The sequence below is a fragment of the Kutzneria buriramensis genome (assembly GCF_003387475.1).
Lineage (GTDB): Bacteria > Actinomycetota > Actinomycetes > Mycobacteriales > Pseudonocardiaceae > Kutzneria > Kutzneria buriramensis.
The window spans coordinates 231,345-246,261 of sequence record NZ_QUNO01000003.1; the positions used below are offsets into that span (position 1 = coordinate 231,345).

General features: G+C 70.9%; 12 protein-coding genes. 5 read left to right on the plus strand and 7 right to left on the minus strand.

The features are described 5' to 3' along the window. Window positions 1-84 precede the first annotated feature (84 nt). Window positions 85-1,830, plus strand: a complete 1,746-nt coding sequence (locus tag BCF44_RS09540) for an AMP-dependent synthetase/ligase (RefSeq protein WP_116173828.1) — start codon at window positions 85-87, stop codon at window positions 1,828-1,830. Window positions 1,831-1,851: 21 nt separating this feature from the next. Here BCF44_RS09540 and BCF44_RS09545 read toward each other — a convergent pair whose 3' ends face one another. The 4 genes from BCF44_RS09545 to BCF44_RS09560 all read right to left on the minus strand — a co-directional run bounded on the left by BCF44_RS09545 (window position 1,852) and on the right by BCF44_RS09560 (window position 8,309). Further along, window positions 1,852-4,854, minus strand: a complete 3,003-nt coding sequence (locus BCF44_RS09545) for an alpha-mannosidase (RefSeq protein WP_116173829.1) — start codon at window positions 4,852-4,854, stop codon at window positions 1,852-1,854. 27 nt (window positions 4,855-4,881) lie between these two features. Beyond that, complete coding sequence (locus BCF44_RS09550; RefSeq protein ID WP_211352964.1) at window positions 4,882-5,697, minus strand: carbohydrate ABC transporter permease; 816 nt, start codon at window positions 5,695-5,697, stop codon at window positions 4,882-4,884. Window positions 5,698-5,770: 73 nt separating this feature from the next. Further along, a complete protein-coding gene (locus BCF44_RS09555) occupies window positions 5,771-6,589 on the minus strand; it encodes a carbohydrate ABC transporter permease (protein ID WP_211352965.1) in 819 nt (272 codons plus the stop codon). 409 nt (window positions 6,590-6,998) lie between these two features. Continuing rightward, complete coding sequence (locus BCF44_RS09560) at window positions 6,999-8,309, minus strand: ABC transporter substrate-binding protein (protein ID WP_116173832.1); 1,311 nt, start codon at window positions 8,307-8,309, stop codon at window positions 6,999-7,001. A gap of 205 nt (window positions 8,310-8,514) precedes the next feature. Between BCF44_RS09560 and BCF44_RS09565 the strand changes: the two genes are divergently transcribed. Beyond that, a complete protein-coding gene (locus BCF44_RS09565; protein ID WP_116173833.1) occupies window positions 8,515-9,531 on the plus strand; it encodes a LacI family DNA-binding transcriptional regulator in 1,017 nt (338 codons plus the stop codon). A gap of 1 nt (window position 9,532) precedes the next feature. Here BCF44_RS09565 and BCF44_RS09570 read toward each other — a convergent pair whose 3' ends face one another. Further along, window positions 9,533-9,964, minus strand: coding sequence for a DoxX family protein (locus BCF44_RS09570; protein WP_116173834.1), 432 nt, complete (start codon window positions 9,962-9,964; stop codon window positions 9,533-9,535). Between the two features lie 452 nt (window positions 9,965-10,416). Between BCF44_RS09570 and BCF44_RS09575 the strand changes: the two genes are divergently transcribed. From BCF44_RS09575 to BCF44_RS09585, 3 genes are all read left to right on the plus strand, one after another. Further along, the gene (locus BCF44_RS09575; protein ID WP_170217441.1) at window positions 10,417-10,962 is read left to right on the plus strand and encodes an HdeD family acid-resistance protein; all 546 of its coding nucleotides are present in this window, start codon (window positions 10,417-10,419) and stop codon (window positions 10,960-10,962) included. Between the two features lie 79 nt (window positions 10,963-11,041). Further along, a complete protein-coding gene (locus BCF44_RS09580) occupies window positions 11,042-11,626 on the plus strand; it encodes a DNA-binding protein (protein ID WP_116173836.1) in 585 nt (194 codons plus the stop codon). A 102-nt stretch (window positions 11,627-11,728) separates the two neighbouring features. Further along, complete coding sequence (locus tag BCF44_RS09585; RefSeq protein ID WP_116173837.1) at window positions 11,729-12,376, plus strand: RES family NAD+ phosphorylase; 648 nt, start codon at window positions 11,729-11,731, stop codon at window positions 12,374-12,376. A 7-nt stretch (window positions 12,377-12,383) separates the two neighbouring features. Here the strand turns inward: BCF44_RS09585 and BCF44_RS09590 are convergent, their stop codons facing one another. Both BCF44_RS09590 and BCF44_RS09595 read right to left on the minus strand, forming a co-directional pair. Next, window positions 12,384-12,962 carry a GNAT family N-acetyltransferase gene (locus tag BCF44_RS09590; RefSeq protein ID WP_116173838.1) on the minus strand — a complete coding sequence of 193 codons (579 nt, stop codon included), beginning with the start codon at window positions 12,960-12,962 and terminating at the stop codon, window positions 12,384-12,386. A 17-nt stretch (window positions 12,963-12,979) separates the two neighbouring features. Beyond that, complete coding sequence (locus tag BCF44_RS09595; protein WP_116173839.1) at window positions 12,980-14,905, minus strand: S9 family peptidase; 1,926 nt, start codon at window positions 14,903-14,905, stop codon at window positions 12,980-12,982. Window positions 14,906-14,917: the final 12 nt, after the last annotated feature.

Genomic DNA, 14,917 nt, shown 5'->3' on the forward strand with positions numbered 1-14,917 from the left:
CACGGATGGGTGCCGGGTTGATTGGCACCAATCAGGGGAACTGTTAGCGTCAGCACGATTTCGGGCGGCCGGGGAGGAGGACCGATGAGCACGCTGTGCGCCGTGTTCCAGGCGACGGCGGCCCAGCACCCCGACCTGGTCGCGCTCCGCACCCCCGCCGACGGGGTCACCGTGACCTGGCGCGAGTACGCCGAACGGGTGCGGCGGATCGCGACCGGGCTGGCCGCGCTGGGCGTGCGCCGGGGCGACACCGTGGCCCTGATGATGGTCAACCGCCCCGAGTTCCACCTGATCGACACCGCCGTCTTCCACCTCGGCGCGACGCCGTTCTCGCTGTACAACACGTCCTCACCGGAGCAGCTCCAGTTCCAGGTCGGCAACGCCGGCAACCGCGTGGTGGTCTGCGAGGAGCAGTTCCTGCCGACCGTGCTGGCCGGCCGCGACGGCACCGCCGTGGAGCACGTCGTCTGCCTCGACGACGCGCCCGAGGGCACCATCGGCCTGGCCGAGCTGGAGGCCATGGCCGACCCGGACTTCGACTTCGAGGCGACCTGGCGGGCCGTCGAACCGGACGACGTGCTCACGCTGATCTACACCTCCGGGACGACCGGGCCGCCCAAAGGGGTGGAACTCAGCCACCGCAACATGCTCGCCGCGGTCACCGCGGCCGCGACCGTGCTGCCGGCCGACCACAACGACCGGATCATCTCGTTCCTGCCGCACGCGCACGTCGCCGACCGATGGGGCACTCATTACACGCAGATCGTGACCGGACTTCAGGTCACGTGCGTGGCCAACCGGCGCGCGGTGCTCGCCGCCGTGGTGGAGACCCGGCCGACGATCTTCGGCGCCGTGCCGCAGGTCTGGTACAACATCCGCGCCGGCGTCGAGGCCATGATCGCCGGCGAGATCGACCCGGCCCGCAAGAACGCGCTCACCCAGGCGATCCGGCTCGGCCTCGACTACGTGCGCAGCGCGGCGCCCGACGAGCAGCTGCGCGCCCGCCACAAGTCGGCCGACGAGCGGATGCTGGCCCCGCTGCGGGCGATGATCGGCTTCGACCAGATCCGGTACGCGCTGTGCGGGGCCGCCCCGATCACCGCCGACGCCGTCGAGTTCATCAACGCGCTGGGCATTCCGCTGTCCGAGGGCTGGGGCATGTCCGAGGTGTGCGGGCTGGCGACGCTGAATCCCCCGCACGCCAACCGTTACGGCACCTGCGGCCCCGCCATCCCCGGCGTCGAGCTGCTGCTGGCGCCCGACGGCGAGCTGCTCGTGCGCGGGGAGCTCGTGATGAAGGGCTACCGGCACGACACCGCCCACGCCGCGGCCGCCGTCGACGCCGAGGGCTGGCTGCACACCGGCGACGTCGCGACCATGGATCCCGACGGGTACGTGCGGATCATCGACCGCAAGAAGGAACTGATCATCAACGCCAGCGGCAAGAACATGTCGCCGAGCACCATCGAGAACACCATCAGGGCCGGGTGTCCGCTCATCGGCCAGCTCGTGGTGATCGGCGACAACCGGCCGTACAACGTGGCCCTGGTGCTGCTGGAACCCGCTGTGGCGCAAGGCTTCGCCACCGCCAACGGCCTCGCCGGGGCCGAGCTGTCCGAACTGGCCGGATCCGAGGCCGTGCGGGCCGCCGTCGCCGAGGGCATCGACGCCGGCAACCAGCGGCTGTCCCGGGTGGAGCAGGTCAAGCGGTTCGCCATCCTGCCGACCTGGTGGGAGCCCGGCTGCCCCGAGCTCACGCACACGTTGAAACTTCGCCGCGGCCCCATCGCCGAGCGCTACGCCGCGGAGATCGAGGAGCTGTACGCCTGAGCGCACAGCTCCTCGCGCACGTCAGCGGCTGAAGCGCAGCGTCAGCACCTGGAACGGCCGCAGCTCCACCGTCACCGCGTTGTCCGCCAGCTCCCGGTCGGCCAGCGTCCGCTCCAGCAGGTCGGTCTCCCGAACCCCGGACGCCGCGAACGACGGCGTGACCACCGCCTTCGCCCGACCGCCGAGCGCCTCGTAGAGGCGGACGACGATGTCGCCGGAGCGGTCGTCGGCGGCCTTGACCGCCTCGACCACCACGCCCGGGTGGTCGACGGTGACGACGGGGGCGACCGAGCCGGCCCCGGAAACCTGACGCTCCGGCAGGTTGATCCGGTAGCCCTCACGAACGGCGTCGGCGATGGCCGCACCCGGCACCAGGGAGTAGTTCAGCTTGTGCAAACCCTGGTCCGTCAGCGGATCCGGGAATCGCGGCGCCCGCAGCAGCGACAGGCGGACGGTCGTGGTGGTGCCGCCCTCGGACCGAGCCCGGCGGGTGATGTCGTGCCCGTACGTCGAGTCGTTGACGACGGCGACGCCGTAGCCGGGCTCTGCGACGTGCACCCAGCGGTGGGCGCAGATCTCGAACTTCGCCGCGTCCCAGGAGGTGTTGACGTGGGTGGGGCGGTGGAGATGCCCGAACTGGATCTCCGACGTCGAGCGGTCGGCGTGGACATCAACGGGAAATGCGACCTTGAGGAACTTCTCGGTCTCCTGCCAGTCGACCTCGGTCTCCACGTCGAGCCGCCGCTCGCCGGCCCGCAGCCGCAGCACCTGGGTCAGCGTGGACCGGTTGAACGTGCGCCGGATCCGGATCGCGCCGACGTCCTTGCCCTCGTCGACGGCGACGACCTCGTCGGCCTCGACCAGGTCGCGGACATTGTTGCGGTAGAAGGGATCCACGTCCCACGCGTCCCACTGGTTCGGGACGTCCACGTGCAGCTGGAGCAGGTTGCCGACGGCGCCGGGGGCCAGCACCTCGCGGTCGGCGACCAGGTCGCGGACGGACGTGATGAGGCCCTGCTCGTCGACGGTCACCCGGAGCAAACCGTTGTCCAGCACCAAACCGTCGACGGTCACCGGCTGCTCGGAGCCGGAATCCACCGCCCCGGCGCCGAGTCCGGGCACCCCGGAACGCGAGTGCGGGGCGGCGTTGAAGACGACGGTCTGCTCACCGGAGCCGGCCAGCGCCGACAATGCCCCGGAGATGATTCCCTCCAGCTCCGCGGCGACCTCCGCGTACCTCGCCTCGGCCTCGCGGTGCACCCAGGCGATGGAACTGCCCGGCAGGATGTCGTGGAACTGGTGCAGCAGCACGGTTTTCCACAACCGGTCCAGCTGCTCGTACGGATACTCGAAGCCACCCTCGAGCAGCGCCGCGGTCGCCCACAGCTCGGCCTCGCGCAGCAGGTGTTCGCTGCGGCGGTTGCCCTGCTTGGTACGGGCCTGCGTGGTGTAGGTGGCGCGGTGCTTCTCCAGGTACAGCTCGCCCGACCACACCGGCGCATCGGTGTACTCGGCCTCCGCCGCGGCGAAGAAGGCGGACGGCGGCTCGATGGCCACCCGCGGCGAGCCCTCCAGATCCGCCGACCGCCGGGCCGTCTCGATCATCTCCCGGGTGGGCCCGCCACCGCCGTCGCCGTAGCCGAACGGCACCAGCGAGCGCGTCGCCTTGCCGTGCTCGGAGAACTGCCGGCTGGCCCGCGCCAGGTCGGCGCCGAGCAGGTCGGAGTTGTACGTGTCGACCGGCGGGAAGTGGGTGAACACCTGGCTGCCGTCGATGCCCTCCCAGTAGAAGCTGTGGTGCGGGAACCGGTTGATCTGGTTCCACGACAGCTTCTGGGTGAGGAACCAGCGCGAGCCGGACAGCTTCACCAGCTGCGGCATGGCCGCGCTGTAGCCGAAGGAGTCCGGCAGCCACACCTCCTGCGTCTCGATGCCGAACTCGTCGAGGAAGAAACGCTTGCCGTGGACGAACTGCCGCGCCATCGCCTCGCCGCCGGGCATGTTGGTGTCGGACTCCACCCACATGCCGCCGACCGGCACGAACTGGCCGCCGGCGACCTTGGCCTTCACCCGCTCCCAGACGTCCGGGTGCTTCTCCTTCATCCACGCGTACTGCTGCGCCTGCGAGCAGGCGAACACGAACTCGGGGTAGTCCTCCATCAACGCCGTCACGTTGGAGAACGTGCGGGCGCACTTGCGGACGGTCTCCCGCAGCGGCCACAGCCACGCCGAATCGATGTGGGCGTGGCCGGCGGCGGTGATCCGGTGCGCGCTGGCGTGCGCCGGCCGGGCCAGCACCTCGGCCAGCTCGGCGCGGGCCGCCGCGGCGGTGCCGGGGACGTCCTCGAAGTCCAGCTGATCCAGCGCCCGGTCCAGCTGCCGCTGGATCTCCCAGCGCCGCGGCTCACGGTCGCCGAGCTCGTTCTTCAGGCTGCCCAGCACCTCGATGTCCAGCAGCAGATCCCAGACGTCCCGGTTGAAGACGGCCAGCTCCGCCCGCACCACGTGGTAGATCGGCTCGGCGCCGGCGGTCTCCTTCAGGCCCAGCTGGGTCGGCTGGAACGGCAGGACGTCCAGGATCACCGGGTTGGCCGCGGCCTCCACGTAGAACAGCACGTCCTCGCCGCCGGCCACCGAGACGCCGACCGGGACGTGCGTGCTGCGCGGGGCCAGGCCCTTGATCGGCTTGCCCTCCGGCGTGTACGCGAGGCCCTCGCACTGGAAACCCGGCCCGGGGTGGGTGAAGCCGAGGTCGACGACGGCCTCCACGTGCCGGCCGGCCCACTCCGCGGGCACGGTGCCGGACATCCGGAACCAGGTCGTCGCCCACGGCGCGCCCCACGCGTCGCCGACCTGCGCCGGCCCGTACTCGGCGGCCAGCGCCTCGGCGACCGGCACCGGCTCGCCGGGCGCGGCCCAGACCTCCAGCCGCAGCGGCACGGCCGCGCCGTAGACCTCCGGCCGGATGCGCTGGCGGACGGTCCTGGTCAGCCGCTCGTCGAGCAGGCTGCGATCATCGTGCATCGGTCGCTCCGTGTCCCCGTGTGGTACTCAACCCTTTACGGCGCCTTCCCCGACCCCGCGGAAGAAGTGCTTCTGCGCGGCCACGAACAGCAGCACCAGCGGCGCCACCGCAATCATCGTGCCAGCCGCGACGAGCCTCTGGTCGTTGACGAAGGTGCCCTGGAGGTAACTCAGGCCGATGGTCAGCGTGTACTTGGCCGGATCGCTCAGCACGATCAGCGGCCACAGGAAGTCGTCCCAGCTGAACATGAACGAGAACACCGCCACCACGACCACGGTCCCCCGCGCCGAGGGCAGCGCGATCCGGGTGAACCGCTGCCAAGCGTTTGCGCCGTCGATGACGGCGGCCTCCTCGACGGCCGAGGGCAGCGCCAGGAAGGCGTTGCGCATCAGCATCACGTTCAGCGCGCCGATCGCGCCCGGCAGCACCACCGCGGCCAGAGTGTTGCTCAGGTGCAGCGACCGCATCACCAGGAACAGCGCCACCATGATCGCCTCGAACGGGACGAGCAGGCTGGCCAGGAACACCGTCGTCGCCGCCGTCCGGCCGCGGAAACGCAGGCGGGCCAGGGCGTAGCCGGCCATGCTGGCGCCGAGGCAGTTGCCCAGCACGTTGGCCGACGCCACGATCAGCGAGTTCAGCGCGAACGACCAGATCGGCACCGCGTCGGCCACGCGGGCGTAGTTGCCGGGCGTCGGGTGCAGCGGGAAGAGCTGAGGCGGCGTCGAGTAGATGTCCTCGGTGACGCCCTTGAGCGAGGTCGACAGCTGCCACAGGAACGGGCCGACCGTGATCACCAGGACCAGGAGCAGCAGCGCGTACCGACCGACGATCCGACTCACAGGCCCTCCTCGCTGGCGCTCGTCGCACCTGCGAGCAAGGGCGCAGTGCCCGATGGTTCGCTCGCAAGCTCGCTCACAGGTCCTCCCGGCGGTTGAGGCGGTTCGTCGCCAGCAGCAGCCCGAGCGTGAGGACGAACAGCACCAGGCTCAGCGCCGACGAGTAGCCGAGCTCGCCCGAAAGACCGGTGCCGACCTGCTGGATCAACATCACCAGCGTCGTGTCCGCGCCGCCGGGACCGCCGGCCTGGCCGGCCAGCAGGTACACCTCGGAGAACACACGGAAGGCCGCCACCGTGGCCAGCACCGCCACCAGCACCATCGTCGGCCGCAGCGCCGGCAACGTCACCGACAGCAGCCGCCGCCACCAGCCGGCTCCGTCCACCTGAGCTGCCTCGTGCAGATCCTTCGGCACCGTTCCCAGCGCCGCCAGATAGATCACCATGTAGTAGCCGAGGCCCTTCCACACCGTCACGAGCATGGCGCTGACCAGCAGCAGCCAGCGGTCGGTGAGGAACGGGATCGGCGTCTTGAGCACCCCTAGCGCCGCTAGCACGTCGTTGACCAGGCCGCGGGTGTCCAGCAGCCAGGTCCAGATCAGGCCGACCACCACGATCGAGGCGATCACCGGCGTGAAGAAGGCCGTGCGGAAGAAGGTGATGCCCGGCAGCTTGCGCTCCACGAGCATCGCCAGCAACAGCGGCAGGATCACCAGCGGCGGCACCACGCCCACGACGTACAGCGCGCTGTTGCCGACCGCCGTCCAGAACGCCGGGTCGTCGACCATGCGGACGAAGTTGTCCGCGCCGGTGAAGTGGCTGCCGCCAAGGACCTTGGCGTCGGTGAACGCCAACACGACCGTGTTCAGGAACGGGAACAGGCTGAAGCCGATCACCACGACCAGGCCGGGGAGCAGGAACAGCCAGGGAGTGAACCACCGCTGCTGAGCAATCCTCGCCGGTCGCGGTCGGACGCCACTCGGCTCACAACCGGCAGCGGTTCCCGGCGCCGGACGGTCTCCCACTCGCCCAGCGCCAGTTTCGGCAGCGACCCCCGCCACTAGCCGGCCACCATCTCGTCCGGCACCGGCTTCGGCCGCAGTCCCGCCACCAACCGGCCGTCTCGGCGAGCGCCGTCTTCGCCAGCTGCCGCCCCCACCACCAGCCAGCGACGCACTCGCCCAGCGCCCTCTTCGGCAGCGCCAGCTGCCACTGGCCGGCCACCGCCTGCTTCGCCAACGGTTCGCGCCGCCAGCCGGCCGCCCTCTCCTCCAGCGCAGCCTTCGCCGGCTACTGCCCCCACCGCTAGCCGGCCAGCAGCTTGTTGCACTTCGCCACCGTGTCGTCCAGCGCCTGCTTCGGCGAGGTCTTGCCCTGCATCGCGTCGGCGAGCTGCTGCTGGAGCGCGGTGGTCATCTGGTCGCTCCACTGCACCGGCGTGTAGTTCACCGCCGTCTCCAGCTGCTTCGCGGCCGCCACCCGCACCTTGCCCTCGTCGGTGCCGCCGTCGTTGGAGAAGTACGGATCCGACATGGAACCCTTGGTGCTGGGGAAGATCGCCGTCAGCTTGGCGAACGCCATCTGGTTCTGGGCGTTGGTCACGAAGTGCGCGAACGCCAGCGCGGTCGCCTTGTTCTTGCTCGCCGCGGACACCGACAGGCCCTGCACGTACATGACGGCCTTGCCGGTGTTGGTGATCGTCTTGGTGATGCCGACGTTGGCGTACAGGCTGGGCGCGTTGGTCTTGAAGTTGGCCAGGTCGTAGGCCGACCCCGGGGCCCAGGCGATCTGTTGGTTCATGAACTTCGTGCCGGCGCCGGTGTAGTTGGCGGTCAGCGCCTCCGGGATGAGCGCGCCCGCGTCGTACAGCCGCTTGTACATCTCGACGAACTCGACGCCCTTGGGCTCGTTGAAGGTGAACTTGGTGCCGTCGGCGTTCATCACCTGGCAGCCGTACAGGCCGAAGTCGGCGATCACCGGCGTCAGGCCGAGCATGGCGACCTGCTTGTTGCTGCGCTGGGCCATCACCAGCGCGGCCGCCTCGAGCTCGGCGTAGTTCGTCGGCGGGTGCTCGGCGTCCAGGCCGACCTGCCGGAACAGCGCCTTGTTGTAGAAGGTCGGGCCGGTGTTGAGGTACCAGGGATAGCCGTACGAGCCGCTCTGGCCCGGCAGCGCGTACGCCGCCCACGACGCGTCCAGGTAGTCCTTGCCGGTGCCCGGCGCGGCCTGGTCGATGTTGAGCAGCAGCTTCTTCTTGGCCAGCGGGTAGGCCAGGTCCGGCGGCACGTTGACCACGTCGGGCAGGTTGCCGGCGGCGGCGTCCGCGGTGACCTTCTGGAGGTAGCCGTCGGCGGGCTGGTCGATCCAGGTGATCTTGACGCCGTTGTGCTGCTTCTGGAACGCCGTGATCATGCCGTTGATGTAGTCGGTGTACTTCGGCTTCAGCGCCCAGGTCTGGAACTTGATCTCGCCGGTGATGTCCCCGGTGACCGGCCCGCTGCTGTCGTCCGGGTTGTCCGACGATCCGCCGAGACCGCAGCCGGACACGCCGATGGCGGTCGCGGTGGCGGCCACGCCGAGCAGGAAACCACGCCTGGACAGGGGATTCGTCGGCATGACAACCGTCCAATGCATATCCGCGAGCGCCGGGTGACGCGCACGAATGTGCCGTAGCCTCGCCATCGTTGTCAACAGTCGAATTTGTCCTGGTAGAGCCCTTGACATGTCATGAGTCCGGCCGGATCCTACCTTCGAGATAAACCGGTTTAGCGATGTGGCTGAACCGGTTTAGCTGCTGCGCTCTCGCCGTTTGGGGTAGCCCGTGAAACGACCGACGATCATGGACATCGCCCGCCGCGCGGGCGTGTCCAAGGGCGCGGTGTCGATGGCGCTCAACGGCCTGCCGGGCGTGTCCGAGGCGACTCGGAGCCGCATCCTCGAGGTGGCCCGCGAGCTGGACTGGCATCCCAACAACGCGGCGCGGGCGCTGTCCGCGGCCCGCTCGGACGCCATCGGCCTGGTGCTGGCCCGGCCAGCCCGCACGCTCGGCGTGGAGCCGTTCTTCTTCCAGCTCATCTCCGGCCTGCAGGCCGAGCTGTCCGGGCGGCGCATCGCCCTGCTGCTCCAGGTGGTCGCCGACCACGAGGCCGAGATCGCCGTCTACCGGCAGTGGTGGTCGGAGCGCCGCGTCGACGCCGTGCTCCTGATCGACCTCCGGGTCGAGGACACCCGCGTCACGCTGCTGGAGGAGCTGGGCCTGCCGGCCCTGGTGATCGGCGGGCCCGGCCACCACGGGCGGCTGCCGAGCGTCTGGGCCGACGACGCCCGGGCCATGACCCAGATCGTCGACCACCTCGCCGGGCTCGGCCACCGGCGCATCGCCCGCGTCGCCGGCCTGCCGGACCTGCTGCACACCGAGCGCCGCACCGAGGCCTTCCGCGCGGCGGCGGCCGCCCGCGGCCTCGACGAGCCGCGGATCGTGTGGACCGACTACTCCGGGGAGCAGGGCGCCGCCGCCACGCGCGGGCTGCTCGGCTCACCGCAGCCGCCGACCGCGATCGTCTACGACAACGACGTGATGGCCGTCGCCGGCGTCGCCGTGGCCACCGAGCTGGGCGTCCCCGTGCCGGCCGCGCTGTCGGTGGTGGCCTGGGACGACTCGCCGCTCTGCCAACTGCTGCACCCGCCGCTGACCGCGCTCACCCGCGACACGTTCGCGTTCGGCGCCACGGCCGCCCGATCCCTGCTGGCCGTGCTGGACGGTGGCGAGGGAGCCGACATGGAGGACCACGTGCCCGTGCTGGTCCACCGTGAGAGCACGTCGGCGCCCCCGCCGTGACTCACCGTGTCGCCGGTTGCGGGTCCGCGCTGACCCGAACCGCGGCGGAACGGCGGAGAACGTGGTCGATCGACCAGATGCCGGGGCCGAGGAAGGCGACCAGCAGGAATGCCCAGCAGAACTGCACCGACGCCTCGCCCCCGTTGAGGATCGGGAACAGCGATTTCGGCATGTGCACGGTGAAGTAGGCGTACGCCATGGAGCCCGAGCACAGCAGCGCCGCCACCCGCGTGAACAGGCCGACCAGCACCAGGCCGCCGGCCACCAGCTGGATCGCGGCCGCCCACCACCCCGGCCAGGCGCCGAACGCGGCCGCCTGCTTGGCGCCGAACGCGCCGAACAGCGTGCCGGCGCCGTGGCTGACGAACAGCAGGCCGATCACGATCCGATACAGCGAGACGACGTATTCTTTTCCTTGTTCCAGGAATCGCATGGTCTCTCCAAGCGCGTGGAAGGACAGGCGGTTGCGCCGATTCTGACCAGCGACTCGCGAGTAGGGACACCGTTGACCGTTAACCGCCACCGCTGTCCAGGTTTGCGAAAAACCCCAGCTCGGACCGTACTCACGGGCGACCATCGGATTACCGAATGCCCCGCGACCAGGCACGTCAACAGCGAGAACGAGAACGTGCCCACACTTAACGACCGAGCAGATGAGCGATGCTTCGATCGTACTCATATCGATTTCAAAGCCAATTCTGAGAAAACACGACCGGGGCCGTGCCCTATTCAGAGCAGCGGGCGGGCCCGCCGCCGTAGCCCAACCGTCGGCGGGCCGAACGTCGGTCACGGGCGGCCGCCACGGGGGTGAACAACGGCAGAAAACCCCCGTCGCGAGTACCTCTCGCGTTGCGGGCGATCAGGTTGAGCGTGACCATTACCGCCGTGGTCGAACTGTTGACGCGCAACTGGTGGCTGGTGGCCCTTCGCGGCGCGCTGGCCGTGGTCTTCGGCATCCTCACGCTGGCATGGCCGGGCGTGACGCTGCTCGCGCTGATCCTGCTCTGGGGCTTCTACGCCCTGATCGACGGGATCAGCGCCATCGCGCTGGGCGCGGCCGTGCCCGGGCACCGGTGGGCGAACGTGTTGATCGGCGCCGTCGGCATCGTGGCCGGTCTGGTCGCCATCATGCTGCCGGGCGAGACCGCCGTGGTGCTGCTCGTGATCATCGCCGTCTGGGCGATCATCGCCGGCGTCACGCAGATCGTGGCGGCGATCGCGCTGCGCCGGGCCGTCGCCCACGCCTGGTTCCTCGGCGTGACGGGCGCCCTGACCCTGATGCTCGGCGTGGTGCTGCTGTTCAACCCCGGCGCCGGCGCGCTCGCCCTGGTCACGACCATCGCGATCTTCGCCGTGATCTGGGGCGTTTCGCTGATCCTGATGGGCTTCCGGCTCCGCGGCCTACGCAACGCCACCGTCCAGGAGGCCTGATCACTCACGTAGAGTAGTGTCACCGGTGATTCGGGTGACACCGTCGCACGAATGCGCACGCGCAGGCTACCCTGTGCTTATGACGTTGGCGTTGGAGACTGTGCTGGCCAAGGCGGGCCTACGGGTCACCGCCGACGAGTTCCTGACCCTGGTCGAGGACGTCGCCAAGCGTCTGGCCCCAGCACACCCCGAGCCGGCCACATACTTCACACCGGAGCAGCAGGTCGCGCTCACCGACGTCGGGCTCGACCTCGGCGGGCTGCGCGAGGACGACTTCGAGCCGCGGGCCCGCGAACTGGCCGCCCGCGCCGTGCTGCTGGACAGCGCGCTGACCGTCAGCGACGCCGCCCGGGTCCTCGACGTCGACACCAGCCGCATCCGGCACCGCCTCGCCGCCGGCCGGCTCGCCGGCTGGAAGGACCGGGGCAGCTGGCGGCTGCCCGCGTGGCAGTTCACCGAGAACGGGGTGCTGCCCGGGCTGGAGACCGTGCTCGCGGCCATGCCCGACGACCAGCCGGCGCTCGTGCTGGCCGGCTTCATGACCACGCCGCAGCCCGACCTGCTGCTCGGCGACGCCCCCGGGACGCCGCGGGCCTGGCTGCTCGCCGGCGGCGACCCGCGGCGGGTCGCGGCCCTGGCCGCGATGCTGGGCACCCCGGCCTGAACCGGCTTCGCCGGCCTGTCGCGCCGGCCCGTTCCGCACGTCCGGATCGGGTCGCCCGCGACCGGCGGCATCCCTCGTCCCCTACCGAAACGACGTATCTGAATGGCTCGGCTCCCCCAGCCGCCGGCACCCGCGGTGCTCCAGGCGCTACTGCGTCGCGCCGAGGATGTGGTGGCGGTGCACCGTGCGACCCGGCTCGTCCGCATCTTCACCGCAGGCGGCAGCCACCCGCAGCGATGGAACTCCTTCCGATACACCGGCCCGCTGCCGCACGCCCGCTTCGACCCGCACCCGGCCGGCTCGCCGGCCGACGACCCCGGCAACGGCGTCCTCTACTTCGGGCTCTCGGTGCGGACCAGCGTCGCCGAGGTGTACCAGGCCACGTCCACCGTCGACCGCCGGACGCGGCGGCCGCACCTGGTCGTCTTCCGGCCGAAGCGCACCCTGCGCCTGCTCGACCTGGCCGGCCTGTGGCCGACCCGCGCCGGCGCGTCCCAGGAGATCAGCAGCGGCCCCAAGGACGTCACCCAGGCGTGGGCGCGGACCATCCGCGCCGCCTACCCCGAGCTCGACGGGCTCTGGTACCGGTCGTCGATGGACGCCGGCGACCCCGCGATCTGCCTGTGGGACCCGCCCGGCGGCAACGCCATGCCGGACGCCCCCGACGTGCTGCTGCCGCTCGAGCACCCCGGCCTGGACCTGCCGCTGAGCCGGATCTGCGAGGAGCTGAACTACATCATGCTGGGCTGACCCCGCCTCAACCGAAGGCGGGGAAGCGAAAGCCGGACGGGGGCCGGTTGCGCTTGCGGGCGTTGAGGAAGCGGCCGTAGCGGACGACGGGCACCCGCTGGTCGCCGGCCGCGTGGTCCTTGGTGGCGCCGTCGTGCCGCCAGCCGTGGTGGGCGTAGAAGGATCGGGTGGTCCAGTCGTCCTTGAGCACCCACAGCACCGCGTAGCGGAAGCCCTGCTCGGCCAGGTGGTCGAGGGCGGCGTCGTGCACCGCCCGACCGGCCCCGGTGCCCATGTGCAGGGGGTCGGCGTGCACGCCTATCAGCTCGCCGGTCCGCAGGTCGGCGTGTATGTCGTCGTCGTCGCGGGCCTCGGCCACCGTGCAGTAGGAGCCCAGCCGCCCGGCCTCGTCCTCGGCCACGAAGACCCCGTCGGGGTCGGGTAGGCGGACCCAGCGCCGCCAACCGTTCAGGTAGCTCTCCGGCAGCATCCGGTCGAGCAACACGTCCGGCACGACGCCGCGAGCGGAATGTTGCCAGGATTCGCAGTTGATCCTGGCCAGCTCGCCGACGTCACCCGGTCCGGCCCGTCGCACCGTCCATGTCATGACGGGAGCGTGCCCCATCACCGGTGCTCCGTGCCAATGGATTCCCCGCCCTGGGATTTCGGCAGGTGACGGCCCCACCACTCCAGCACCGCGTCGAAGCGCTGCCGGCGGTGCGCGGGCCGGCCGGAGCGGGTCAGCTCGTGCCCCTCGCCGGGGAAAACGAGCAGCTCAGCGGCGACGCCGTTGCGCTTGAGGGCCACGAACATGCGCTGGGCCTGCTCGAGGGGACACCGCCAGTCCTGCTCGGAGTGCACCACCGCGAACGGGATCCGGATCTTGTCGGCGTAGGTGAGCGGACTCACGGCTCGTTGGGCATCGGGATCGGGCCCGCAGTACACGTCGGCGAACCACCAGCCGATGTCGGAGGAGCCGACGAACGAGTCCCAGGCGTTGACGGCCCGCTCGCTCCACGCCGCCCTGAACCGGTGCCCGTGGTGGGCGGACAGCCAGCTCGTCATGAAGCCGCCGTACGAGCCGCCCATCACGCCCACCCGGTCGGCGTCGCATTCGGGCAGGTCGAGGGCGGCGTCGAGGAGCGCCAGCACGTCGTCAGCGTCAACGGTGCCGAGCTTGTTGACGATGGCCATGCCGTGCTCGTAGCCGTAGCCGGCGGAGCCGCGCGGGTTCGCCAGCACGACGGCGTAGCCGGCGGACGCGTAGACCTGGGCCTCGTCGAACAGGCCCCAGCCGTAGTACATGAACGGACCGCCATGCACGCTGAGGATCACCGGGTGCGGGCCCTCACCCTCCGGCAGCACGACCCAGCCGTGCACCGGGTAGCCGTCCGGGGCGGTGCCGTGGATCTCGCGGGGCGCCAGGATCCCGGCGGCGCGCAGGTCAGCGCCGAAGTCGGTCTTGACGTCCGTGCCGACGAGAACGACCTCGCCGGCGCTCTCGGGCGTGGCGATGACCGCCGCGATGCGGCCGGCGTCCTCGGTGAACGCCTTGACGACGGCCCGTTCGCCGGCGATCAGGGGCAGGTCGGCCAGCAGCGCGCGGTCAGCGTCGAGGGGCACCCGGCGCAGCTCGACGGCGCCACGGTTGCGGACCTGGACGAGCACGCCCTCGGCGGTGACGACGAGGGTGCCTTCGCAGTCGACGGTGCGCGGATCGGTCAGGAGGCGGGGCGGCTGCGGGGAGCCGGCGGGGTCGAAGTCGGCGACCCACAGGCTGCCGGGCCGCGGCTCCGCGCCCCGCCCCGAGAATTCGGAGCTGATCAGGAAGATCCGCCCCTCGGCGGCGCTCATGGAGATGATCTCGCCCATGCCGTGGAGGGCGACCGTGAGCGGCCCGCCGGCGGCCCGCACGGCGTAGACGTCGTCGTGCACGCTCGGGCTGTCGCCGCTCTGCCGCACGCCGTAGACCAGCACGTGCTCGCCGTCGGGGGTCCACGACGGCGCGGTGAGGTCGAAGTCGCTGGTGGTGAGCTGTCGGGGCGCTTCGTCGTCGAGGACGTCCACGACGAAGAGCTGCTGGACGCGGTCGAGGAGGAAGCCGACGCCGTCCATCCGGTAGCGCAGGTCAGTGATCCGGCGCGGGGCCTCGCTGTCCGCCTCCGGCGCGCCCTCGATGCCGTATCTGCCCTGCTCAGGCACCCGCGCGGCGAAGGCGACGCGGCGCGAGTCCGGGGCCCACACGGGCGCGCCGGCGCCGCCGGGCAGGTCGGTCACCCGGCGGGCCTCGCCGCCGTCGGCCGGCATCACGTGCAGCTGCTTGTCACGCAGGAAGGCGACCCAGCGGCCGTCGGGCGAGATCCGCGGCGCGGTGTCCCGCTCGCCCGTGGTCCACGGCCGCGGCTCGGCGCCGTCGGTCGGCACACGGACGACGCCGCCGCGGTAGCTGTCGGCCTCCAGGTCCGGACGGGCCACGTCGGTCAGCAGCAGATCGCCGCGCAGTGTCACGGAACCGGGAACGCGCAGCAGCGCGACGTCTTCAGGGCGCATCCGGTGACCGTA